The sequence below is a fragment of the Curtobacterium sp. KBS0715 genome (genome assembly GCF_005938005.2).
In the GTDB taxonomy this organism is placed as follows: domain Bacteria; phylum Actinomycetota; class Actinomycetes; order Actinomycetales; family Microbacteriaceae; genus Curtobacterium; species Curtobacterium flaccumfaciens.
Genome location: NZ_VCCA02000001.1, coordinates 1,082,514 through 1,107,166, shown reverse-complemented (window position 1 = coordinate 1,107,166; position 24,653 = coordinate 1,082,514). Strand labels below are relative to the sequence as shown.

The window sequence follows — 24,653 nt, the reverse complement described above, 5'->3', positions numbered from 1 at the left end:
CACACGACGGACGGGAGGCCCGGTGCCAGCTGGCACCGGGCCTCCCGTCTTGCCCGCGGTCGCGTCGACTACGCGGCGACCGGTGCGCGCTGGCCCACCGTCTCGCCGGCCACGGCAGCCTCGCTGCCCGCAGCGGCCTCGTCGACCGGGCGACGACGGACCCACTTCTTCAGGGCGACGAGCACCAGCGCGGACACCACGGTGCCCGCCAGGATCGCGACGACGAACATCAGGACGTCACCGATCGCGAAGAAGACGAAGATCCCGCCGTGCGGCGCTCGCGAGGTCACGCCGGCAGCCATCGAGATCGCACCCGTGATCGCGGCACCGACCATCGACGCCGGGATGACGCGCAGCGGGTCGGCAGCGGCGAACGGGATCGCACCCTCGGAGATGAAGGACGCACCGAGCAGCCACGCGGCCTTGCCGTTCTCGCGCTCCGGCTTCGTGAAGCCCTTGCGGTAGAGCACGGTCGAGGCGAGTGCGAGTGCGAGCGGCGGCACCATGCCGGCCGCCATGACGGCGGCCATGATCTCGAACGGCACCACGTTCGTGGCGGTCCCGGCACCGAGCCCGGCGACGGCGAACGCGTACGCCACCTTGTTGACCGGACCACCGAGGTCGAACGCCATCATCAGGCCGAGGATGATCCCGAGCAGCACGGCCGAGGCACCGGACAGCGAGTTGAGCCAGGCGGTGAGTTCGGTCATGACCCAGGCGATCGGGCCGCCGAGCACCAGGAGCATCAGGCCCGAGGCGATGATCGACGCGAACAGCGGAATGATCACGACCGGCATCAGGCCACGCAGCCAGCGCCAGGTCGGGATGCGTCCGATCCAGTACGCGGCGGCACCGGCGATGAGGCCACCGACCAGACCACCGAGGAACCCGGCGTTCATGAACACGGCGATGGACCCGGCCACGAAGCCCGGTGCGATGCCCGGGCGGTCGGCGATGGCGTAGGCGATGTACCCGGCGAGTGCTGCGACCAGGAACCCGAGCGACACGGACCCGATCTGGAACGCGGCTGCACCGAGGTAGTAGCCGAGGCCCTCCGGCGGCAGGTTCAGCAGGGTGTAGTTGGTGAGCGTGAAGACGGCGTTGTTCTGGCCCGAGTCACCGTGGGTCAGCGCGATGCCGTACCCGGACAGCAGGAAGCCGAGCGCGATGAGGAGCCCGCCGCCGGCGACGAACGGGATCATGTAGCTGACGCCCGTGAGCAGCCAGCGCTTGAGCGACTGGCCGAAGTGCTCGTTCTTGGCGGTGGACTCGCCCTCGACGGCGGCACCACCCTGCACGCGTGCGGCGTGCGGGTCCTCCGAGGCGCGGATGGCCTCGGCGATCATCTTGTCGGGCTCGTCGACACCGCGCTTCACGGGTCCGGACACGAGCGGCTTGCCGGCGAACCGACCGCGGTCGCGGACGTCGACGTCGACCGCGAACACGACGGCGTCGGCTCGGGCGATGAGCGCCGGGTCGAGGGGCTCGACCTGCGAGGACCCCTGCGTCTCGATGTGCATCTCGGCACCCGCACGCTGGGCTGCGGCGACGAGGGCGTCGGCCGCCATGTAAGTGTGCGCGATGCCGGTCGGGCAGGCGGTGACGCCGACGAAGACCTTGCGGCCCGCCTCCGGCGCGGTGGCCGGTTCGGAGGCACCACTCGCCTTCCCGACGCCGGCCTCGGCCACTTCACCGCTCACCTCGTTGTCGACGAGCTGAACGATCTCGTCGGCCGTGGTCGCGGCACGGAGCGCAGCGGTGAAGTCCTCGCGGATGAGTGCGCGGGCCAGGGTCGAGAGGACCGTCAGGTGGTCCTTGTCCGCCCCCTCGGGCACGGCGATCATGAAGACGATGTCGGCGTCGCCGTCCGGGGCGCCGAAGGGCACCTTGCGGGCCAGGCGCGAGAACGCCAGGGTCGGCTCGGACACCGACGCCGACCGGGCGTGCGGGATGGCGATACCGCCGGGGACGCCCGTGCCGACGCTCGCCTCGCGCTTGATGGCGTCGTCGGCGAGCGTGGCACCGTCGGCGGCGCGGCCGGTCGCGGCGACGCGGTCGGCGAGCACCCGGATGACGTCGGTCGACGTGGCGCCGAGGTCCTCGTCGAGGCCGACGAGCTGTGCGCTGATGAGGCGCGGACTCGAGTCTGCGGACATGTGCTTGCTCCTTCGCAATGGCGCTGATCGCGCGGTCGTGCAGGTGTTCGTGGGGTGGTCGGGCGGGGTGGGGAGGATCAGGCGGGTTCGGGTGCCGGGTGCGTGTCGAGCACCCGGACGGAGACCGCCGTCGGGTCGGTGTGGTCGAGTGCCGGCACGTCGCTGCCCGGCAGGGCTGCGGCCGCGGCACCGGTGGCGACGGCCTGTGCGAGACGTTGCTCCGGTGACGCTCCGGCGACCTCGGCGAGCAGGTAGCCGGCGAGCGAGGAGTCCCCCGCCCCGACGGTCGAGCGGGCGACGATCTTCGGTGCCGCGGCGGCGAACGCGCCCTCGTCGGAGACCAGCACGGCGCCGGCGCTGCCCAGGGTGAGCAGGACCGTGCCGACGTTCCTCCGCCGAAGACGCTGAGCCCCGGCCACCGCGGCGTCGAGGTCGCGCTCGTACTCCTCGGGATCGCCGCCGACGACCTCGGCGAGTTCCTCGGCGTTCGGCTTCACCAGGTCGATCCGTTCGCCCGACTGCAGCAGCGCGGTGAACGGCACCCCGGACGAGTCGACGGCGATCCGGACGTCCGCACCGTGGCGGGCACGGACGGCCCGGACGAGCACGGCGAGCGCGTCGTCGGGCAGACCGGGCGGCAGCGACCCGGCGACCACGACCCAGCGGGCAGCGGGACCGGTGGCGGTCGCAGCGGCGGTGTCGGCGACCAGGGCGGCGAGGTCGTCGAGGCGACCGGCGAGCGAGGGGCCGGGTTCGTTGAGCTTCGTCGTGGTGCCGGTCGGCTCGGTCACGGTGACGTTCGACCGGAGCGGCGCCCCGATCGGCAGCGCTGCGGTGGGGATGCCGCGCGTGGCCAGGCCGAGCAGGACCGGGTCGAGCTCGTCGCCGGGCAGGACGGCGACGGTGTCCCCGCCGCTCGCGACGACCACGCGGGAGACGTTGACTCCCTTGCCGCCGGGTTCCGCGGTGGACCGGGTCGCACGCTGGACGGCGCCGCGCTGCAGTTCGCCGGCGAGCTCGATCGTGCGGTCGAGGGACGGGTTCGGCGTGACGGTGACGATGCGGACGTTCATGCGACGACGACCTCGACGTCGGCGTCGGCGAGCGCACCGGCGAGGTCGGCCGGGGGCTGTTCGTCGGTGACGAGCGTGTCGATCTCGTCCAGGCGCGCGAACCGCATCAGGGCCTCCACGCCGTGCTTGGCGGCGTCGGCGAGCACCACGGCCCGTCGGGCGGCGAGCACGTAGGCGCCCTTCACGGCGGCCTCGTACTCGTCCGGGGTGCTCAGACCGAAGCCGGCGGACAGGCCGTTCGTGCCGATGAACGCCACGTCGGGCCGGAGGGCGCCGATCTGCTCGACGGTGGCCGTGCCGACCGCGGCGCTCGTGACACCGCGCACGCGGCCGCCGAGCAGGTGCAGTTCGAGGTGCTCGCTGTGCTGCAGGGTGGCAGCGATCGGCACCGAGTTCGTGATGACGGTGATCGTCGAGCCGGCGACCTCGGGCTCCCAGCGGGCGAGTTCGGAGGCGACGGCGGCGCAGGTGGTGCCGGCGTCGAGGGCGATCGAGCCCGTGAAGGTCGGCGGTACCAGGCGCATCGCGGCGCGGGCGATCGCGGACTTCGCGGTGCCGTGCTGGCCCTCCCGCTCGGCGACGCTGAGTTCGACGACGCTCGAGCGGCCGACGGGGACCGCTCCCCCGTGCACGCGGCGCAGGACCCCGGCGGTCTCGAGGGCGTCGAGGTCACGGCGCACCGTCTCGGTGGTGACGTCGAAGTGCTCGGCGAGACCGGCGACCGACACGCGACCGGCGGACTGCAGCTCGGCGGCGATGGCCGTGTGCCGCTCGGTTGCGTACATGCCCGAACTCCTTCGTTCCGTTGGGTTTCGAGCACTGTACGGCAAGAACCCACACAAACACAACACTTCGTTTCCAACATGTGGACAAGTCGTGATCTGATGCCTGATACACCAGTATCGGAGAATGATCCGCAGTACGGGGGCCCGCCGGCACCGCCCAGACGTCCAGGGGCTCCGCGCGGTCGCTGTCCTCGGCGTCGTGCTCTTCCACGCGGGCGCGTCAGGAGTCCAGGGCGGGTTCGTCGGCGTCGACGTGTTCTTCGTCATCTCGGGGTACCTGATCACCGGCAACCTGCTGCGCGACCATGCGGTCCACGGCCGCCTCCGGCTCATCGTCTTCTTCCGACAGCGCCTCGCCCGACTCGCTCCCGCCGCGATGGTCACCGTCGCGGCGACCGTCCTCGCCGTCCACGTCCTGCTGCCCCCACTCGACCGGATCGCGGCCCGCGTCGACGCGATCGCGGCGTTGGTCGGGGCCGAGAACCTCCGACTGGCACACGCCGGCACCGACTACCTCGCCGACCACGCTGCCGGGCCCTTCCAGCAGTTCTGGTCACTCGGCGTCGAGGAACAGTTCTACGTCGTGTGGGCGCTGCTGCTCGCCGGCGTCCTCGCCGTGCCCGCACTCCGCCGTCACGCGTTCGCGCTGACGGCCGTGCTCTGCGTACTCAGCGTCGCAGCCACCCTCATCGGGAGCACCGTCAGCGGACCGTGGACGTTCTTCGGCGTGCACACCCGCGCATGGGAGTTCGGGGTCGGAGCACTCGCCGCCATCACGGCCGCCCGCGGACGCCGACGGGTCCTGCGGTCCGGGCGGCTCGTCCGACGAGCCACCGCCCCGGTCGGCCTGGGCCTGATCGTGGCGGCATCGGTCCTGTTCGACGCGAACACGCCGTTCCCTGGCCCACTCACGGTCGTCCCCGTGGTCGGCGCTCTGCTCGTCGTCCTGCCCGGCGATGACGACGACCCGGTCCGCCGCGCCCTGGCGTGGGGGCCGATGCGCTGGGTCGGCGACCGGTCGTACTCGATGTACCTCTGGCACTGGCCGGTGCTCGTCGTCCCCGCCCTCGCCCTCGACCGCCCGCTCGACCCGGCCGAGACCATCGCCGCACTCGCCGTCACCGTGGTGCTCACCTGGGGCGGGCACGCGCTCGTCGAGACACGGATGTCCGACTGGGCCCGCCGAGGGGGAACCCGGTCGCTCGTGGTGGTGACCGGAGTCGTAGCCACCGCGGTCCTCGTCGTCCCCGCGACCGCGCTCCCGCCGCTCCGCAGCGCAGTGGCAGCGCCGTCAGCAACCCCGGCGGCGGTCCTCCGCGGTCCGTGGGCGCCGCGGACGGTCCCGGCGAACCTCGCGCCGGGCATCGCCGAAGCAGCTGCCGACCTGCCTCCCGTCTACCGAGACGGGTGCCACAGCGACTACCCGACCCTGTCGACGAAGGCCTGCCGGTACGGGGCGGGCCAGCGGAGCGTGGTCCTCTTCGGCGACTCGCACGCTGCGCAGTGGACGTCACCGCTCGCGACCGTCGCCGGACGACACGATGCTGCCCTCGTCACCATGACCAAGTCGTCGTGCCCGAGCGCGGACCTGGCCGTCCGTCCGCAGCAACTCGGACGGAGCTACCCCGAGTGCGACGTCTGGCGACGCGATGCGTTCCGGCAGCTCGAGCGGATGCGACCCGAGCTCGTGGTCCTCGCTGACGCCGCGAACGGGTACCGATTAGACGCCGACGCGGCCACCTGGCGCGACGCCGTCGCACGGACGATCGAGCGGATCCGGGCGACGGGGGCCGAGGTCGTGGTCATCGGCGACACGCCCGCGTGGGAGCAGACCCCCGGCCGGTGCCTCTCCGCATCGATCGAGGACGTCGCCGCCTGCGCCGAACAGGTGCGGGACCTGACCGGCACGGCGCGCTCGGAAGCGCAGTCGGCCGCCGCGACCGCAGCCGGCGTCCCCGTCGTCGACCCGGTGCCGTGGATCTGCCAGGACCGCTGCGCACCGGTGCTCTGGGACGTCCTGGTCTACCGCGACACGAACCACCTGACCGACACGATGGCCCGTGCCCTGACGCCGAGGATGGAGGCCGCCCTCGGCACGGTGCTCGACCGCCTCGACGACCGCTGAGAGCACGCGACGTGCTACCCCTTCACGGCACCCGCCGTCATCCCGCTGACCAGGCGGCGCTGCACGATGAGGAAGAACACCACGACGGGGATCGAGAACAGCACGCTCGCCGCCATCAGCCCGCCGAAGTCCGTGCCCTTGTTCGTCGAGAACCCGGCGAGCCACACCGGCAGCGTGTACATCCCCTGGTCCTTGAGCATCACGTACGCGATCAGGTAGTCGTTCCACGCCGCGATGAACGCGAACACGCTCGTGGCGATGACCCCGGGCATGACGAGCGGGAACAGCACGCTCCACAGGATCCGGAACGTGCCGGCGCCGTCCACCTTCGCCGCCTCCTCGATCTCGACGGGGACGGCCACGAAGAAGCCGCGCATCACCCAGATCGAGAACGGCAGCACGCTCGCCACGTACGCCAGGATCAGCCCGACGTAGCTGTTCAGCAGCCCGAGGGTCTGGAACGACAGGAACAGCGGGATGAGCAGTGCACCCGACGGGATCATCTGCACGAACAGGATCGCGACCAGGATCGCCCGCCGTCCCCGGAACCGGAACCGCGACAGTGCCGCCGAGGCCAGGAACCCGACGACGATCGACAGCAGCACGGCCGCGACCACGACGATCGTGGAGTTCCGCAGGTAGACCAGGAAGCCCTCCTGCGTGAGCGCCCGCGTGAAGTTGTCGAGCGTCGGGTGCAGCGGTGCCCAGATCGGGGTCATCGTGGTGACCTCGTCGGCGGGCTTGAAGGCGGTGTTCACCATCCAGTAGATCGGGAACACCCACACCAGGCAGAACAGCACGGCGATGGTGTTCGCGAGGACGCGTGGCTTGCGCTTGCGCACCCGCACGGGCCCCGGCGCGGACGCCCCGCTCGTACGGGGCTCCGTTCTCGAGACGGTCACAGGTCCTCCTCACCGCTGCGGACGAGCCGGCGGATGTAGTAGCTGGTGAGCACCCCGAGGAACAGGGTCGAGATCACGGCGATCGCCGCGCCCTGCCCGTAGGCGTTGGACACGAACGACTGCACGAAGGTCCAGATGCCGAGCGTCAGCGTGGCCTCCTCCGGTCCGCCGCGGGTGAGCAGCCAGATCTGGTTGAAGACGTTGAAGTCCCAGATCACCGACAGGATCGACACGAGCAGCAGCGTCGGCGCGAGTGCCGGCAGCGTGATCGCGCGGTACATCGTCCACACCGAGGCCCCGTCGAGCGCACCGGCCTCGTAGTACTCCGGCGCGATCTGGGACTGCGCGGCGTACAGCGTCAGCGCCACGAACGGCACGGCCTGCCAGATGACGAGCGTCAGCACGATCGTGTACGCCTGCCCCGGGTGCGACGCCCAGTTGTCCTGCGTGTGGTCCCCGAACACCCGCAGCTGCGTGATGAGCCAGTTGAGCACGCCGTAGAACGGCTGGAAGAGCCACTGCCAGACCAGGCTCGAGGCCACGTTCGGCATCGCCCAGGCGAGCACGAGCACGACGCTGACGATCGTCCGCATCGCGACCCCGAGGCGGGTGAGCAGCTGCGCCACCCCCATGCCGATGACGATCGTGCCCAGGACCATCGCGCCCGTCACGAGCACGGTGCGCAGGATGACCGGCCAGAACGACGCGTCGGTCAGGACGTCCGTGTAGTTCGTCAGCCCGGTGAACCCGGCCTGCCCGGTGAAGATCGCCCGCAGCCCGTAGTCCTGGAACGAGATGACGACGAGCCGGACGAGCGGGTAGACGACGAGGGCCAGGAGCAGCAGCGCCGCCGGGGCCAGCAGGACGAGCGGCGCCCGCGACCCGACCGGCGACCGACGACCCGCGTCGCGCCCACCCGGCCGGGAACCCCGCGACGGCCCCTGAACCGGCCCGTCGGCCCGCCGACCCCGGGCCCACCGGCCTCCGGTACGCCGGCCGCCGGCGCCCCGCCCGCCGGTGACCGGCGCGGACTGCTCCGCGTCGGTCACCGGCTCCGCAGTGGACGTCATCGCCTACGGCTGCGCGTTCAGCGCGGTCGTGAGGTGCTCCGAGAAGCCCTCGGCTGCCTGCTCCGGCGACTTCCGGCCGGTGGCGACGTCGGCGAACATCGACTGGAACGAGGCGTCGCCCTCGATGGTGGCCCAGCCCGGGGTGGCCGGGGTCGGTCGGCTCGTGCCGGCCGCCTCGAAGTACGGCTTGTGCAGCTCGTCGACGTCGCCGGCGACCGCGTCGAGCAGCTCGGTGGAGTTCGGCTCCCAGCCGTCGACCCCGAACACCTGGTCCTGCTGGAACTCCTTCGAGGTCAGGATCTTCAGGTAGTACAGCGCGAGCTCCTGGTTCTGCGCCTTGGCCGGGATCCCCAGGTCGGAGCCGCCGAGGAACACCGGCTGCGTCTTCCCCGCCGTGGACGACGGCATCGGGAACGTGCCGATGCGGTCGGCGAGCTCCGGCTTCGCCGTGGTGATCGAGCCGATCTCCCAGGCGGATCCGAGGAACGCCGAGGTGTTCCCCTGCGCGAAGACGTCGCTCTGCGAGGGCTTGTCGGTGTTGATGTCCTGGGTGGACTTCGCCGAGTACGCGTTCTGGAAGTCCTTCCAGGCGGTCAGCCCCTCGACCGCGTTCGCGGAGTCGAGCGTGCCGGTCCACTTGCCGCCCTTGTCCGTCGCGATCTCGCCGCCGGCGTCCCAGACCCACTGCAGCCCGCCGTACCAGTACTGACCGGGCATGTAGAAGGCGGAGAAGTCACTGGCCGGGTTGGCGGCCTTGACCTTGTCGAGGTCGGCGGTGAGCTCGTCGTAGGTGGTCGGCACGTCGGTCACGCCGGCGTCCTTCCACACCTTCTTGTCGTAGACCACGGCCCGGTTGCCGGCGAACAGCGGTGCCCCGTAGAGCTTGCCGTCGACGGTGGCGGGGCCCTCGAGCCCGGTGAGCCAGGTCTGGCCGTCCTTGAGCTCGTCGCGGTACGGCGTCAGGTCGGTCAAACCGCCAGCGGCCGCGTAGATCGGCACCTGCGTGTTGCCGAGGTCGACGACGTCGGGGGCGTCGCTCTGCGCGAGCGCCGTGGTGAGCTTGGTGGTGATCCCGTCCCACTGCTGGGTCTGGATCTTCACCTTCGCCCCGGTGTCGGCGGTGAACTGCTTGCCGGCGGCGTCGAGCACCTTGTCGCTCAGGTCGCCGTTCATCATCCAGACGGTGATGGTCTTGCCCTTGCCATCGGGTGTGCCGATGGACTTCGTGCCGCCGTCGGAAGCGGCATTGCTCCCGGCGGAGCACCCGGTGAGGGCGAGCGCGCCTGCGAGGGCGAGCGCACCGAGTGCGGCGAAACGCGTTCGTGTCACGATGACTCCCTTGGTCCGACCTTTATGAAAGGACGTTGCGTATTCGCAATAGAAGACCCTGCACGGCCCCTTGTCAACCGTTGGATCGGTCCCTGTGACCGCTTTCGATCCGCGTGTTTCCGGGGCATCACGGATGTCGAACAGATCGACGCAGATGCTTGACCAGGTGGTCATGACCAGGCATGATCTGCGACTCGCGTCCGGTGTGGGGAAGCGACCGCCTGGAGGCCCGGTGCTGGTCCGCCGGACCGGCACCGGGCCTCCAGGGCGTGCGTCCACCGCACGCGTCAGACGGCCGCCAGGGCGGACGTCGGCGGGATCCGCGCCGCGCGTGCCGCCGGGTAGAGCCCGGAGACCCCGCCGATGACGACCGTGGCGCCGAGTCCCCCGACGACGGCCCACACCGGCAGTGCGACCGGCCAGCCCTGCGTGACGGCGAAGACGACCGTCACCGCGACGCCGAGCACGACGCCGGCCAGCCCGCCGAGGAACGACAGCAGCAACGACTCGACCAGGAACTGGTCGCGGATGCTCCGACGACGGGCCCCCAGCGCACGACGGACGCCCACCTCGGCGCGGCGTTCCAGGACGGTGATCACCATCGTGTTCGCCACCCCGATGCCACCGACCAGCAGCGCCACCCCGCCGATGCCGACGAGCAGCCCGGTGAAGGAGTCGTCAGTGGCGTCCTTCGCGGCCAACGCGTCCGACGGCCGTGTCACGCCGACGTCCTGCGGTGCCCCGGGTCGGACCGCACCGGCGAGCAGGTCCCTCGACCGTTCGACGTGCGCCGGGTCGACGCGCGTGTAGACCGCGGTCGGAGCCCCGTCGAAGCCCAGCTGTCCGGCGAACCCGCGGGGCACGAACACCCGCGAGTCGAGGTCCTCGGCGAGCGCGACGGGATCGAGCACCCCGACCACCTGCACCCACCGACCGCCGATCCAGACCCGGCTGTCCGGGTGCAGGTCGTCGAAGCCGAGGACCGCGGCCGCCCGCGCCCCCAGCACGACCTGCGGCGGCGCCCCGGCTGCGTCGTCGATCCACCGCCCGGCTGCGAGCTGGCCGCCGAGGACCCGTGGCACGTCGCCCCACGCGGCGAGCACCCCGAGGCCCTTCGTCTCGGGTGCCGGGACGTGGTCGTTCCGGTACACACCGGTGTCCGGCACGGTGCCGACGGCCGCGGCCGACTCGACGTCGTCCTGCCGCAGCACCGACTCGAGTGCGGTGGACGGCAACGGGACCGGTTCGCCGAGGCCCTGCGCCTGGGTCAGAGTGAGAACGTTCGTGCCGAGCGTGTCGAGCACCTGGTCGACCTTCGCCTTGCTCGACGACGAGATCCCGACGACCGCGAGCATCGCCGCGATGCCGATAGCGATGCCCAGCGCCGACAGCACGACGCGACCCGGACGGGTCCGCAACCCGAAGACGCCGAGGCGGAGCAGGTCGACCGCGCCCACGGACCGACGCCGGCTCATCGGGCGACCTCGTCGGTGACCGACGCGACCTCGTGCTCGATCCGGCCGTCACGCATCCGGACCTGCCGGGGCAGTGACGCCGCCAGGTCGAGGTCGTGCGTGATGACCACGACCGTCGTGCCCGCCGCGTTGAGCTCGCGCAGGAGCTCGACCACCGCGGCACCGGACGCCGTGTCGAGTGCACCCGTCGGTTCGTCGGCGAGCAGGATCGTCGGGTCACCCACGACGGCCCGCGCGATGGCGACGCGCTGGCGCTCCCCGCCGGAGAGCTGGTGCGGTCGGTGGTCCACCCGGTGCGCCAGGCCCACGCGGCCCAGGGCCTCGACCGCCAGTCGGTGCCGCTCGCGCCGGGGCACGCCCTGGTAGAGCAGGCCGTCGGCGACGTTCTCGGTGGCGGTCGCGCCGGCCTGCAGGTGGAAGTGCTGGAAGACGAACCCGATGTGGTCGGCACGGAGTCCGGACAGGGCGTCGTCGGACATCGTCGCGACGTCGTTGCCGGCGATCGTCACCGTGCCGGACGTGGGACGGTCGAGGGTCCCGACGACGTTGAGCATCGTCGACTTGCCCGATCCCGACGGGCCGACGACCGCGACGAGTTCGCCCGCGGTGACCTCGAGCGACACCCCGCGCAGGGCTCCGACGTCGCCGTAGGTCTTCGTGACGTCACGGAGCGACAGGACGGAGTCGGGTGGCGGCACGGCGGCGGCTGGCAGCACGGCGGCGGCTGACGGCACGGCGGCGGGGGGCAGCACGGCGGCGCTCATCCGGGCACCACCACGCGGTCCCCTGCGGCCAGGTCACCCGTGACCGCGATCCGTCCGTCCGCGCTGAAGCCGGGCTCGACCCGGACCCGCTCCGTCGTGCCGTCCCGCTGCACGACGTCGACGGCGTACCGGCCACCGGCGCCCGCGACGAGTGCGGCGACCGGCACGGACAGGACGTCGTGCTCGGTGGCGCCCTTCGCGTCGACCTGCGCGGACGCTGCCGCGGGCAGCGTCCGCTTCCCCGGGTCGAACGACACCGAGACGTCGACGGACGTGCCGCCGTCCTCGCTCGTCGTCGGCTGCACGTCGACGACGGATCCGGGCATGGCTGCCCCGGCGCCGTTCACCCGGACCTCGACGTCGGTGCCGACCGCGAGCCGCTCGGCGTCGCGCTGGGGCACGGTCGCCGCGACGACGCGCCGGGTGCTCGTGACCTGCAGGACGTCGGCCGCCGCGCCCGCGCCGGCCGCCGCACCCGTACCGTCCGCTGCACCTGCGCCTGCGCCTGCACCACCCGCACCTGCGCCTGCGCCTGCACCACCCGCACCCGCCGCCGCACCCGCTCCGCCGGCGATCCGCTCCCCGAGCCGACCGTCGACCGAGGCGACCCGCACCGCACCGTCGACGAAGGCGACGTCGCCCGCCGTCAGCACCCCGGTCACCTCGTGTCCGCGGTCCTGCTGCCACTGCCGGACGGCCCGCTCGGTCCGTGGACCGAACCGGTCGTCCACGGACACGTCGTACCCGAGCGCGGCCAGGTTCTCGTTGAGCTGCCGCACGTCGGCGCCCTGCAGCCCCCGTTCCAGGTCACGCCAGAGCGGCACGGTGCCGTACATCGACCGGACGTCCCGCTCGTCGACGGCGTACAGGGCCCCGTCGCGTTCGATGACGTCTCCGGCGCGGGGCAGCCAGGTGATCGTGCCGGCGGCGGCACCGGGGACCCCCGTCGCTGCGCCGTACCCGAGTGTCCCGGCGAACACCTTCGAGTCGGTCAGGTCACCACGCGTGACCGTGGCGGTGGCTCCGGTCGACGCGGTCCCGCCGCGCGACCCGCTGCTGGCCGAGGGTCCCGGACCACTCGGCACCGTGGCGAGGGCCCACGTCCCGGCCCCCGCGGCCACCGCCGCGACGAGGCACACCGACACGATCGTCCGGCGTCGAGCGCGCCGGTGGCTCACGACCCGGCTCCGCCCTGGACGGCCTCGAAGGCCGCGTCGGTGCAGGTGCCGGCGGCCTCGTCGAACGCCTCCTGGTCGTCGGGCTGGAACCGGTTCTGCGCCTCCTGGTCGTCCGGGAAGTCCGGGAACCCCTGCTCCCGCAGGCACTCCGCGGTCTTCCGGGCGATCTCCTCGCTGCCCGGCATCGGCTGCGCGGCCTGCGCGTCGCCGGCGGCTGCGGAGTCGTCGAGGCAGCCCTTGAGGTCCCTCTGGTACTGCTCGGGATCGACGCCGTCGGGTGCACTGAGCTGCATCGACCCGCCACCCGTGCCGGGGTCGGGCATGTCGTACCCGCGGTCGCGCATGCACTCGGCCAGGGCGACGCCGGGCGCCGCACTCCCGGCTGCCGTCGTCGTGTCGTCGTCCGGTGCCGTGTCCGAGCAGCCGACGAGCAGCAGGGGCAGCAGGACGACGGCCGCGGCCGCGCTCATCAGGGACCGGGTGCGACGGGTGGTCGTCTTCGTGGTGTGGTTCATGCCTCCAGCACACCGGAACGACTGTTTCGCCCCGCGTGCTCGTCGGGTTGCACCGGCGAAACACGGACCCGGACGAGCAGCCCGCCCGTCGGCCGTGCGGTGATCGACAGCTGCCATCCGTGCGCGTGCACGATGGCGGCCACGATCGACAGACCCAGACCGCTGTGCTGGCCGCGTCCGGCATCGGTCCCACCGCGGCGGAACGGCTCGACGAGCAACCCCGCCTCGTCCGCCGGGACCACCGGCCCTCCGTTCTCGACGACGAAGCCGTCCGGCTCCGTGGTCACCAGGACGGCGCCGCCGGGTTCGTTGTACTCGACGGCGTTGCCGACCAGGTTGCCGAGCAGCTGGCGCAGCAGCGTCGGCTCCCCCGGTACGACCAGGCCGGGAGGCCCGGTGCGGCGCTCATGGGTCAGCGTCACCCCCGCCTCGGCCGCGTCCCGGGCCGCCCCCGCGACGACCTCGGCGGTCACCTCGTCGAGGTCGACCGCGCGCGTCGCGCCCGCCAGGCCGCGATCGGCCTCGGCGAGCACGAGCAACGACTCGACCAACCGCTCGGTCCGGCGGTTCTGCTCCAGCAGCTCCGCCCGGACCGCTCGGACGTCCGCGGGGTCGGCGTCGTCGTGCAGACCGATCTGCACCGCCGCGCGCTGCACCGCGAGGGGCGTCCGGAGTTCGTGGGACGCCTGGGCGACGAACCGACGCTGGCTCTCGAACGCGGTCTCGAGCCGCTCCAGCAGGTCGTCGACGGTGCGCGAGAGCCGCCGGAGCTCGTCGTCCGGACCGTCCAGCGCGATGCGCTCGTGCAGGTTCGACGCCGAGATGCGGTTCGTGGTCGCGGTGATCCGGTCGATGGGCCGGAGGACCCGGCGGCTGACGAGCCAGCCGATGCCCCCGGCCGCGAGCCCGGCGCCCGCGATCCCGATCGCGGACCACTGCCACTGCTGCACGGCGACGAGCCGGATCACAGCCACCGCACCGTCGTCGGCGGTGCCGTCCACCTCGATCGGGGCCGGAGCGGTCGTGGCACCCGGCGATCCGGACGGCGGGCGCTGCACGGCCGCGGTGTCGAGGCCGGCACCGACACCGGCCAGCGACATCGTGTTCGTGAAGAGGACGACCCCCGTCGCCAGTGCCATGGCCGCGAGCGCGAACGTCAGGGCCGTCCGGGTCCGGATGCTCCAGCCCCGGGCCCACCGACTCACAGCGAGTAGCCCTGGCCGGGCACCGTCCGGATCGGGTCGGGGTCCCCGAGCTTCCGGCGGAGCTTCGACATCGTCACGCGGACCGCGGCGGTGAACGGGTCGGTGTTCACATCCCAGACCTTCTCGAGCAGGTGCTCGGCGGACACGATCCGACCGTCCGCGCGGAGCAGCGTCTCGAGCACCCCGAGTTCCTTCGAGGTCAGGTCGAGCGGCCGTCCGTCGCGTGTGGCCATCCGCCGGTTCGTGTCGACGACGAACCCCGCACGCTCGAGCACCGGGGCGACGGGTGCGACGCTCCGCCGACCGAGCGCGCGCACCCGGGCGACGAGTTCCGGGTACTCGAACGGCTTGGTCAGGTAGTCGTCGGCGCCGAGCTCGAGCCCGTGCACTCGGTCGCTCAACGTCGTCGCGGCGGTGAGCAGGAGGATCCGCGTGAGTGCACCGCGCGCGGTGAGCCGCCGTGCGACCTCGTCGCCGTGCAGACCGGGGACGTCACGGTCGAGCACGACGACGTCGTAGTCGTGCACCGCCAGCAACTCGTCGGCGTCGTCGCCGCGGTAGGCGACGTCCACCGCCATGTCCTGCCGGGTCAGGCCCGTCGCGACCAGGTCGGCGAGGGCCCGTTCGTCGTCCACCACGAGTACGCGCATCGATACATCACACGTGACGTACCTTTGACGAACCTGGGAAGTGGATCAGGCGTCGAACGGCACCTCGCCGTGCGCACTGACGCCGGCGCGCTGGCGGTAGGACAGGTGCCCACCGAGGTACCCGCCGACACTGACGACGGCGAGACCCGCGAAGCCGAGCAGCTTGCCGGCGCCGTGGTTGCCGCGCTTCCGCTGCAGCCACGACAGGCCGTACAACGACAGGCCGGTCCAGTTCACGGCCTGGTGCACCCATCCGGTGCGGAGCTGCTCGCGGTTCAGCTCGGACCAGTCGACGTAGCCGGCGACCGAGGCGCTGCTCGCCGAGACGACCCCGACGCCGACCAGGGTCTTGGCGGCCTTCGCGTTGCCCTTCCCGCCGAGCAGGTCGAGGACCGCGGCGGAGATCCAGGCGCCGAGGGGCACCTGGACCATGAGCGGGTGGATCGGGTGACCGAACGGCACGCCGTGCAGCAGCTGGCGCAGGGCCTTCGGCTTGGCGAGGGCGTTCACGACGGCACGGTCGATGTCGACGGCCTTGTCGAGCACACTCGCGTGCTCGACTGCGTCGGTGAGGCGACGGATCGCGCGGATCTCAGGCATGCCGTGGACGGTAGACGAGCGGCCCGTCGCCGGTCCCAGGAACCGTTGACGGGCCTCCCGTCCGTCTTGGTGGACTACTCCTCGACGATCTCGGCCAGCTCGAAGGGCTCGACCGTCAGGCCGTCGCCGTCCGCCGCGACGTCCACCCGCACCGTGTCGCCATCGCGGACGTCACCGGAGAGGATGGCGCGTGCCAACCGGTCGTCGATCTGTCGCTGCATCAGGCGACGCAGGGGCCGCGCGCCGTACAGCGGGTCGTACCCGCGCTCCGCGAGCCAGCCGCGCGCCTCGGGGGTGACGGCGAGCTCGAGCCGGCGGTCGGTCAGACGGCGGGCCAGCCGGTCGACGTAGAGCGACACGATCTGCCCGAGGTCGTCGGCCGTCAGGGCCTGGAACACCACGATGTCGTCGAGTCGGTTGATGAACTCCGGTCGGAACGCCTGCTGCACGAGCTCACGGACCGCCTCTTCCCGCTGCACGTCGCTCAGGGTCAGGTCGGTCATGAACTGCGAGCCCAGGTTCGACGTCAGCACCAGGATCGTGTTCCGGAAGTCGACCGTGCGCCCCTGGCCGTCGGTCAGTCGCCCGTCGTCGAGCACCTGGAGCAGCACGTCGAACACCTCGGGGTGCGCCTTCTCGATCTCGTCGAGCAGGATCACCGAGTACGGACGGCGGCGGACCGCCTCGGTGAGCTGTCCACCGGCCTCGTACCCGACGTACCCGGGCGGGGCACCGATCAGGCGGGCCACGGAGTGCTTCTCGCCGTACTCGCTCATGTCGATGCGGACGAGGGCCTTCTCGTCGTCGAACAGGAACTCGGCGAGCGCCTTGGCCAGCTCGGTCTTGCCGACGCCGGTCGGGCCGAGGAACAGGAACGAACCGGTCGGCCGGTCCGGGTCGGAGATGCCGGCGCGGGTGCGACGGACGGCCTCGGACACGGTGGTCACGGCGGTGCGCTGCCCGATGATGCGGCGGCCGAGCTCGCTCTCGAGGTGCAGGAGCTTCTCGGTCTCACCCTGCAGCAGTCGGCCGAGCGGGATGCCCGTCCACTGCGCGATGACCGCGGCGATGTCCTCGTCGGTGACGCTGTCGTTCACCATCCGGTCGGCGCTCTCGGCCTGTTCGGCGGCGGCGAGCTCGGCCTCGATGCGGGGCTTCTCGCCGTACTCCAGTCGAGAGACGAGTTCGTAGTCGGCCTCGCGCTGGGCTCGCTGCGACCGCATGTTCAGGTCGTCGAGCTGCTGCTTGAGCTCACCGATGCGGTTCAGGCTCGCGCGCTCGGCCTGCCAGCGCTGCTCGAGCTCGGCCAGCCGTTCCTCGCGCGTGTGCAGCTCGTTGCGCAGGGTCTCGAGGCGGGCCTTCGAGGCGTCGTCCTTCTCCTGCTTGAGCGCGAACTCCTCGACCCGCAGACGGTCGACGTTCCGCTTGAGCTCGTCGATCTCGACCGGGCTGGAGTCGATCTCCATGCGGAGTCGGCTCGCGGCCTCGTCGATCAGGTCGATGGCCTTGTCGGGCAACTGGCGGCCCGAGATGTAGCGGTTCGACAGGCTCGCGGCCGCGACCAGTGCGGAGTCGTTGATCGTCACCTTGTGGTGTGCCTCGTAGCGCTCCTTGAGCCCACGGAGGATCGCCACGGCGTCCTCGACGCTGGGCTCACCCACGTAGACCTGCTGGAAGCGACGCTCGAGCGCGGCGTCCTTCTCGATGTACTCGCGGTACTCGTCGAGGGTCGTCGCGCCGATGAGCCGGAGCTCACCGCGGGCGAGCATCGGCTTGAGCATGTTCGACGCCGCGACGGAGCCCTCGCCGCCTCCGGCACCCATCAGGGTGTGCAGCTCGTCGATGAACGTGATGACCTGCCCGTCGGAGTCGTTGATCTCCTTGAGCACGGCCTTGAGCCGCTCCTCGAACTCGCCGCGGTACTTGGCGCCGGCGATCAGGGCGGAGATGTCGAGCGAGATGAGTCGCTTGTCCTTGAGGGAGTCGGCGACGTCGCCGGCGACGATGCGCTGCGCGAGCCCCTCGACGACGGCGGTCTTGCCGACGCCGGGCTCGCCGATGAGCACGGGGTTGTTCTTGGTCCGGCGGGTCAGCACCTGGGAGACGCGTCGGATCTCGGAGTCGCGTCCGATCACGGGGTCGAGCTTGCCGCTGCGGGCGATCGCCGTGAGGTCGATGCCGTACTGCTCGAGGGCGGTCTTCTGTCGTTCTTGCGAGTCAGGAGCGCCCTGGAGGTTCGCCATGCGTTCCGTCCTTTCGTTGCGGTGGTCCTGGAGTTGAGTCTACTCCACTCAACTTACGTGCGCTCCGGGACATTCCGGATCCCGACGGCGCTGACGACGGCACCGGCCGCCAGCAGGAGCGCCATCACCACCATGGCCCGGTGCAACCCGTCGACGCTCACCTCGCCGCCGAGCACCACACCGGCCAGTGCCACCGTGACGAGGCCGGCGATCCGCGCGACCGCGTTGTTCACGGCCGAACCGGACCCGGCCTCGGACTGCGGCACCGACCCGAGCACCGCGCTCGTCAGGGGTGTGACCATCAGGGCGATGCCCACGCCGATCAGCACCAGCCCCGGGAACACCGACCACCAGTAGCCGGCAGGGTCGTCGCCGGCGAGCAGCAGCAGGAGCGCCCCGACCGCGCCCACTGCCGGCCCGGCGGCCATGAACCACCGCGGGCCGAACCGACCCGCCGCGGACCCCACGGCGGTGGACAGCGCGAGCAGCATGATCGTCGGCGGCAGCGTCGCGAGTCCGGCGAGCCAGGCCGGGTACCGCCAGACCTCCTGCAGGAACAGCGTGACGACGAAGAACACCATGCCGAGCGCGCCGTAGATGGACAGTGTCGCGAGGTTGCCGACCGTGAAGTTCCGCGCCCGGAACAGCTCGAGCGGCACGAGCGGCGACCCTGTCGTCCGGGTCACCCGCAGTTCCCACGGCACGAACGCCACGAGTGCGGCGGCACCGAGCACGAGCGCGCCGACCACCACGGGCGCACCCCACCCCAGCCGCTCCTGTTCGATGAGCCCGAGCACGACACCGCCGACCCCGACCACGGCGAGCACGGCCCCGACGACGTCGATGCGTGGGCGCACCGCAGGGTGCACGTCGCCGGTGATGCGCAGGACCAGCGGGATCGTGACGGCGATCGGCACCGCGGTGAGCACGAAGACCCACCGCCACCCGATGCCGTCGACCACCAACCCACCGACCACGGGGCCGAGGATCGTGGCCGCGCTCGACCATGCCGTCCACGTGCCGATCGCCTTCGCCTGCGCCGCCCCGCGGAACGCCGCGACGATGAGGGCGAGCGCACTCGGCATGACGAGTGCCCCGCCGACGCCCTGCAGCGCCCGGGCGACGATGAGCACCTCGCCGGTCGGGGCGACGGCGCACACCACGGACGCGATCCCGAAGACCACGAGCCCCCACGTGATGATCCGGACCCGGCCGAACAGGTCGGACAGGCTGCCGGCGACCAGGATGAGCGAGCCGAGGGTGACCAGGTACGCGTCGACGACCCACTGCTGCACGACGAGTCCGCCGCCGAGCTCCTGCCGGATCGCGGGGAGCGCGACGTTCACGACGCTCGAGTCGAGCCCGACGACGAACGACGCCAGGATCGCCACCACCAGCACGATCCGCCGGTCGTCCCGGAGCGGCGCGACTCCGTGCGGCACGGGGGCCGGGACGGGAACGGGAGCGGTCATGTGCTCATCCTGCGGCACGGGTGCCCGGCGGTCGATCCCGCACGACGAAGCCCCCGCGACCGATGTGGTCGCGGGGGCTGCCGACAGGACGGGGCTGGGTGTCCTAACGCCGGGAGTCGGTGTTCGGCTGCGCGCTCGGCCCCGGGTTCAGGACCGGACCGGCGGTGGGCTCGGCGGGAGCGTTCTGGACGGTGCTGTTGTGCACCGTGCCGTCCGGCGCCGTGCCGTTGGCCTGGGCCTTCTTCTCGTCGTCGGACATCTCCTTCTTGAAGATGTTGATCGACTGGCCGAGGCCCTTGGCGAGCGCCGGGAGCTTGGTCGCGCCGAACAGCAGGATGACGATCCCGAGGATGATCAGCAGGTGAATGCCGCCGAGGTTTCCGAGCATCATGACTCCTTGTTGTGGAACTGGTCGCCGTCCGGTGATCGTCGTCGACCCACGCGGCGGAAGTCCGTGTGCATCCATCGTAACTCCCCCGCCCCTGGATGCCCAGGCCGGGCACCGGAACGGACACCGTTCGTCCAGGGAGGCGCAGCGCTCAGTACGCGCCGCGGGACCGCAGCACCGACGGGACGGTGCGGGCGAGGATCACGAGGTCGTGCAGGAACGACCAGTTCTCGACGTAGTGCAGGTCGAGCCGGACCCCCTCGGCCCAGTCGAGGTCCGAGCGACCGCTGACCTGCCACAGGCCCGTGATCCCCGGGGTCACGAGGAGTCGGCGGTCCGCGAAGTCCTCGTACAGCGCGACCTCGCGCGGCAGGGCCGGCCGAGGGCCGACCAGGCTCATCGAACCGGTGAGCACGTTCCACAGCTGCGGCAGTTCGTCGAGCGAGGTCCGTCGCAGGAACGCACCGACCCGGGTCACCCGCGGGTCGTCCTTCATCTTGAACAGCGGACCGGCGCCCTCGTTCTCGGACTGCAGGGCAGCCATGCGCGCCTCGGCGTCGACGCACATGGTCCGGAACTTCAGGATCGGGAACTCCGCACCACCGCGACCGACGCGGACCTGCCGGAAGAAGACCGGCCCGCCGTCGTCGGCGCGGATCGCCAGCGCGACCACGGCGAGGACCGGGGAGAGCAGTGCCAGGCCGAGCGCGGCGCCGACGACGTCGAGTGCCCGCTTGCCCGCACGGCGGCGGTAGTCGGGCGTCTCGACGTGCATGAGCGGCAACCCGTCCACGGGGCGCTCGTGCACCCGCCCGGCGGCGATGTCCGCCAGGGGAGAGGACACGACGAGCTCGACGCCGTGCTCCTCGAGCTGCCACCCGAGTCGACGGAGGCGCGCGTGCCCACCGCGGACGGCACCCGCGACGACGACGGCCGAGACGCCCTCGGCCCGGGCGTGCGCGAGCACGTCCTCGATGCCGCCGACGACCGGAGCCATGGCCGCCCCCAGGTCGACCTCGGCCCCGACCGGAGCACAGTCCGTCACGACGGCACGCACCCGGTAGCCGGCACTCGGTGCGGCGGCGATCCGCGCGCCCACGTAGCGGACGTCCTCGGCGTCGCCGACGATCAGGACGTCCTGCAGGTGCTCACCCCTGGCGCGGCTGCGGGCGAGCACGGTCCGGACCCCCTTGCGGCCGAGCGCCAGGAACGCGAGGCCCAACGGGAACGCGATCGCGACGTACCCGCGAGCCAGGTCGAGCTGCGCCGCGTACGCCACGACCGCGACACCGGCGACCGCGACGAGGCTCGCGGTGACCAGGCGGCGGTACTCGTCGCCGCCGATGCCGGCGATTCGGGGGTCGCGGGTGCGGAACACCGAGAGCAGGAGCATCCAGACCACGACGATGGCGGGGGCCACGACGAACTCGAACCACCCGGAGCGCGGCCGGACGGACGCGAGTTCCCAGGGGAACCGCACGACGTGGGCGATGACGAACGCTGCGAGCAGCAGCACGAGGTCGAGCAGCACCACCGCGGGGACGAACCCTCGGCGAGCCCCCGCCGGAGCGACCGTGCGGTGCGACGCCGTGGCCTCGGCAGCCCCGGCAGGGGAGGACACGGGGACGCTCGGGTGCAGCGCGGTGGGGTGCACCGCGGTCGAGTGCAGCACGGTTGAGTGCAGCACGGTCGGCACCGCTCCGGTGGGTGGGCGCATGGCGAGCGACATGTGAGACCTCCTGTCGACCGGTCGACGAGGAGGTCGACCGGACGCCGGAGTCGCTCAGATCACGACAACGAGCGGCGCAGGATCAAATATATCACCCTGCGATTTTGTATATCAACGCGCGAGGGCGCGGTCCAGACTCCAGAGGACCGGCTCCGTTCGCAGCGCCGGCACGTCCGCTTCGGTCACACCGCCGAGCCGGAACACCACCCGTTCTCCGGGCAGCAGCGTCATGAACCCACGGTCGACCGTGCCGCCGTCCGCGACCCGGTCCGGCTGCACCAGCAGGTCGCGCACGAGCGAATCGGCCTCGACCGTCAGGTCCAGACCGCCGTCGACCACCGCGAACGAGGTCCGGTAGCGGGCGGGCTCCCAGCGGATGGCAGCGTCGGGGCCCGGGGTCCAGACCGCGCGGCGCCAGTCCATGTCCGCGACGATGAGCTCGTTCGCCGGGTCGTCGACGACACCGACCGACTCGGGCAGCGACACCACCGCGACGCCGGCACCGGACAACCGGACCGGCAGTGACACCTCGGCCAGGATCGTGCCGGCCGTGGTGATCCGGCGCACCCGCACCACACTGTCGTGCCCGGTGCGGGTCGACCGGACGGCCACCTCGACCGGTGAGGACCCGAACGCGCCGGGCGAGACACCCAGCGAAAGCGTGTCCGCGAGCTCGCCCAGGTCGGCCGTCTCGCCGACCGCAGGCGACCCACCCGGGTGATCCGGGCCTCCAGTCCGCTCCGCACCCGACGCACCCGACGCACCCGCGGTACCAGCGGCCCCTGCCGCACCCGGCGTCACCGACACCGACGACACCGGACGGATCGTCAGCAGCACGTCGTCGTACAGACGGCGCAGCTCGTGCGCCAGCGGCTTCAGCCGCCCCGCCGAATCGATCGCCGACCACGACGACACCGGCCACAGGTCGTTCAGCTGCCACACCACGACACCGGTGTTGCGCGGCCAGTGCGTGCGCCAGTGCTCGATGCCGGTCGCGATCGCCCGCGCCTGCTGGAGCTGCGTCAGGTAGTGCCACGCGTCGAACGCGACCGGTTCGACCGCGCCGAAGCGCGGCTCGAGTCCGCGTGCCAGCTTGGCCATCCCGTCCGCGGCCTTCTGGTGGTGGACCACACCGGGCGAGTCGACCCGGAGCGGCGAGTCCGTGACCGCCTCACGCAGCGTGCGCCAGGCGGGCGGCGCCTGCCAGCCGAACTCGGACACGAACCGCGGCACCGACTCGCGGTAGGCGGTGTCGGGCAGCCGGTTCCAGACGTCCCACGAGTGGTGCGTCTCGTGGTCGACCTCGTTCGCGGGCAGCGACTCGGAGCCGGACCACGGTGACGCGACCGTGTAGAAGCGCGACGGGTCGACGGCGTCGACGATGGTCGGCAGCAGGTCGAGGTAGTAGTCGAGTCCCCAGCCCCGATCGCCCAGCTCCGCACCCCAGCCGTCGGCGTCGTGCAGCCAGATGTTCTCGTTGTTGCCGTTCCAGACCACCAGCGAGGGGTGGCGGGCGAGCCGGGCGACGTTGTCGCGTGCCTCGGCGATGACCTCGCTGCGGATCGGCTCGACCTCGGGGTAGGCCGAGCACGCGAACGGGAAGTCCTGCCAGACCAGCAGACCGAGTTCGTCGCAGACCTCGTAGAAGTCGCGCGATTCGTACACTCCGCCGCCCCAGACGCGCACGAGGTTCGTGCCGAGCGAGGCCGCGGCACCCAGCCGGGACTCGAGCCGGGCACGGTCGACGCGCGAGACGATGACGTCGTCGGGGATCCAGTTGACGCCCCGGACGTCGATGAGCGTGCCGTTGACGTGCACGGCGAAGGGGCGGCCGATGCCGTCGACCTGGGTCTCGATGCGGGTCGACCGGAACCCGGTGCGGAACGTGTCGCGGTCGAGCACCTCGCCGTCGACGGTCTGCAGCTCGACCACGACGTCGTACTGCGGCTGCGCGCCGTAGCCGCGCGGCCACCAGCGCCGAGCCTCCGGGACGCGCACGGTGACGACCGTCTCGTCGTCCTTCGGGGTCAGCTGCGCGCGGGACCGCTGGCGTGTGGTGCCGCCGTCCTCGGTCTCGCCGCTGACGGTGACGACGAGCACGAGGTCGTCGTCCTCGCCGTCCTGGTCCAGGTCGTTCATGCCCGAGCGCTCGACGGTGATGTGCGCATCGAGCACGCCCTCACCGGCTTCGACGTCGACGAGCGGGCGGACCTCGCGCAGGCGAGCGGTCGACCAACGCTCGATCGCGACCGGTCGCCAGGGGCCGCTCGTGACCGCCGTCAGGCCCCAGTCCCAGCCGAAGTTCGACGCCATCTTGCGGACGTACGGGAACGGCTCGTCGTACGGACCGGGCATGTTGCCGGCCTTCGCGGCGACCCGGCCGGCCTCGCGGTAGGGCGACTCGAACAGGATCTCGAGGTCCTTCGCGGTGCCGCCGGATCCCGTCTGCACCCGGGCGTCGAACCGGTACCGGCGGTGCATGTTGCGGGTCGTGCCCACGACGACGCCGTCCAGGCTGAGCTCCGCGACCGTGTCCAGGCCGTCGCAGACCAGGTCGACGCGCTCGTGGCCCCGCGGGTCGACGTCGACCGCGCGGCGGTAGGCCCAGTCGGCGCGACCGACCCACTTGGCGGGCTGCTCGTTCAGGTGGAACGTCGGGTCCGGCAGCAGGCCCTCCCGCTCCAGGTCGGTGTGCACCTGGCCAGGCACCGTCGCCGGGATGGCACGGCCCGCGACACCGTCCGGCGCGCCGGTTCCCCCGGCCAGGGTCACTGTCCAGTCGTCGCGGAGTTCCTCGCGTTCGAGGGTCATGCGGGTCCTTCTCTTCGGCGGCAGGGTGTCCGTCAGCCTCGGTCGGGGACGCCGACCGGCGGTCCGACCCACGGCCGGTTCCCACGGCCTGGAGGCTCGGCACCGGTTGCCCGGGCGTCGTCACGTCGCGCGCGCGAACGGGTTGCGCTCGCGCGAGGGGTGCTCGGCGATGCTAGTACGGGA

At 71.9% G+C, this 24,653-nt stretch carries 19 protein-coding genes; 1 reads left to right on the top strand and 18 read right to left on the bottom strand.

The genetic code is table 11. From position 1 onward, the window contains the following. Positions 1 to 68: 68 nt before the first annotated feature. The 3 genes from FFG40_RS05415 to FFG40_RS05405 form a co-directional block, all read right to left on the bottom strand. Positions 69 to 2,156 (bottom strand): fructose-specific PTS transporter subunit EIIC, encoded by a 2,088-nt coding sequence (locus FFG40_RS05415; RefSeq protein WP_138802503.1) that lies wholly within the window; start codon positions 2,154 to 2,156, stop codon positions 69 to 71. 77 nt (positions 2,157 to 2,233) lie between these two features. Beyond that, positions 2,234 to 3,229, bottom strand: coding sequence for a 1-phosphofructokinase family hexose kinase (locus FFG40_RS05410; RefSeq protein WP_111192068.1), 996 nt, complete (start codon positions 3,227 to 3,229; stop codon positions 2,234 to 2,236). After that, entirely contained in the window at positions 3,226 to 4,014 is a 789-nt protein-coding gene (locus FFG40_RS05405; RefSeq protein ID WP_138802502.1) for a DeoR/GlpR family DNA-binding transcription regulator, read from the bottom strand. The genes FFG40_RS05410 and FFG40_RS05405 overlap by 4 nt, the downstream gene beginning before the upstream one ends. Positions 4,015 to 4,138: 124 nt before the next feature. On the opposite strand from FFG40_RS05405, the gene FFG40_RS05400 reads away from it, so the two are divergent. Continuing rightward, positions 4,139 to 6,139, top strand: a complete 2,001-nt coding sequence (locus FFG40_RS05400) for an acyltransferase family protein (protein ID WP_138802501.1) — start codon at positions 4,139 to 4,141, stop codon at positions 6,137 to 6,139. 14 nt (positions 6,140 to 6,153) lie between these two features. Here the strand turns inward: FFG40_RS05400 and FFG40_RS05395 are convergent, their stop codons facing one another. From FFG40_RS05395 to FFG40_RS05325, 15 genes are all read right to left on the bottom strand, one after another. Then, a complete protein-coding gene (locus FFG40_RS05395; protein ID WP_260678795.1) occupies positions 6,154 to 7,041 on the bottom strand; it encodes a carbohydrate ABC transporter permease in 888 nt (295 codons plus the stop codon). Beyond that, positions 7,038 to 8,111: a carbohydrate ABC transporter permease gene (locus FFG40_RS05390; RefSeq protein WP_138802500.1), complete on the bottom strand. Its 1,074-nt coding sequence runs from the start codon at positions 8,109 to 8,111 to the stop codon at positions 7,038 to 7,040. Before FFG40_RS05390 ends, FFG40_RS05395 begins: the two co-directional genes overlap by 4 nt. 3 nt (positions 8,112 to 8,114) lie before the next feature. Next, on the bottom strand, positions 8,115 to 9,440 hold the full coding sequence (locus FFG40_RS05385) for a sugar ABC transporter substrate-binding protein (RefSeq protein WP_221935160.1): 1,326 nt from the start codon (positions 9,438 to 9,440) through the stop codon (positions 8,115 to 8,117). A gap of 287 nt (positions 9,441 to 9,727) precedes the next feature. Then, positions 9,728 to 10,915, bottom strand: coding sequence for an ABC transporter permease (locus FFG40_RS05380; RefSeq protein ID WP_185974097.1), 1,188 nt, complete (start codon positions 10,913 to 10,915; stop codon positions 9,728 to 9,730). After that, positions 10,912 to 11,679: an ABC transporter ATP-binding protein gene (locus FFG40_RS05375; protein WP_260678794.1), complete on the bottom strand. Its 768-nt coding sequence runs from the start codon at positions 11,677 to 11,679 to the stop codon at positions 10,912 to 10,914. Before FFG40_RS05375 ends, FFG40_RS05380 begins: the two co-directional genes overlap by 4 nt. Next, the gene (locus FFG40_RS05370) at positions 11,676 to 12,857 is read right to left on the bottom strand and encodes a peptidoglycan-binding protein (protein ID WP_138802498.1); all 1,182 of its coding nucleotides are present in this window, start codon (positions 12,855 to 12,857) and stop codon (positions 11,676 to 11,678) included. Before FFG40_RS05370 ends, FFG40_RS05375 begins: the two co-directional genes overlap by 4 nt. Beyond that, positions 12,854 to 13,372, bottom strand: coding sequence for a hypothetical protein (locus tag FFG40_RS05365; RefSeq protein WP_138802497.1), 519 nt, complete (start codon positions 13,370 to 13,372; stop codon positions 12,854 to 12,856). The genes FFG40_RS05370 and FFG40_RS05365 overlap by 4 nt, the downstream gene beginning before the upstream one ends. Next, positions 13,369 to 14,577 (bottom strand): HAMP domain-containing sensor histidine kinase, encoded by a 1,209-nt coding sequence (locus tag FFG40_RS05360; RefSeq protein ID WP_138802496.1) that lies wholly within the window; start codon positions 14,575 to 14,577, stop codon positions 13,369 to 13,371. Before FFG40_RS05360 ends, FFG40_RS05365 begins: the two co-directional genes overlap by 4 nt. Beyond that, on the bottom strand, positions 14,574 to 15,227 hold the full coding sequence (locus FFG40_RS05355) for a response regulator transcription factor (protein WP_027464882.1): 654 nt from the start codon (positions 15,225 to 15,227) through the stop codon (positions 14,574 to 14,576). Before FFG40_RS05355 ends, FFG40_RS05360 begins: the two co-directional genes overlap by 4 nt. 45 nt (positions 15,228 to 15,272) lie before the next feature. Next, complete coding sequence (locus FFG40_RS05350) at positions 15,273 to 15,827, bottom strand: DUF2231 domain-containing protein (protein WP_138802495.1); 555 nt, start codon at positions 15,825 to 15,827, stop codon at positions 15,273 to 15,275. A 74-nt stretch (positions 15,828 to 15,901) separates the two neighbouring features. Continuing rightward, on the bottom strand, positions 15,902 to 18,070 hold the full coding sequence (locus FFG40_RS05345) for an ATP-dependent Clp protease ATP-binding subunit (protein ID WP_138802494.1): 2,169 nt from the start codon (positions 18,068 to 18,070) through the stop codon (positions 15,902 to 15,904). A 53-nt stretch (positions 18,071 to 18,123) separates the two neighbouring features. Next, entirely contained in the window at positions 18,124 to 19,542 is a 1,419-nt protein-coding gene (locus FFG40_RS05340) for an MFS transporter (protein WP_138802493.1), read from the bottom strand. 103 nt (positions 19,543 to 19,645) lie between these two features. Then, complete coding sequence (gene tatA, locus FFG40_RS05335) at positions 19,646 to 19,933, bottom strand: twin-arginine translocase TatA/TatE family subunit (RefSeq protein ID WP_395876108.1); 288 nt, start codon at positions 19,931 to 19,933, stop codon at positions 19,646 to 19,648. 148 nt (positions 19,934 to 20,081) lie between these two features. Continuing rightward, the gene (locus FFG40_RS05330) at positions 20,082 to 21,659 is read right to left on the bottom strand and encodes a sugar transferase (protein ID WP_138802492.1); all 1,578 of its coding nucleotides are present in this window, start codon (positions 21,657 to 21,659) and stop codon (positions 20,082 to 20,084) included. Between the two features lie 111 nt (positions 21,660 to 21,770). Continuing rightward, a complete protein-coding gene (locus FFG40_RS05325; protein WP_138802491.1) occupies positions 21,771 to 24,470 on the bottom strand; it encodes a glycoside hydrolase family 2 protein in 2,700 nt (899 codons plus the stop codon). Positions 24,471 to 24,653 lie beyond the last annotated feature (183 nt).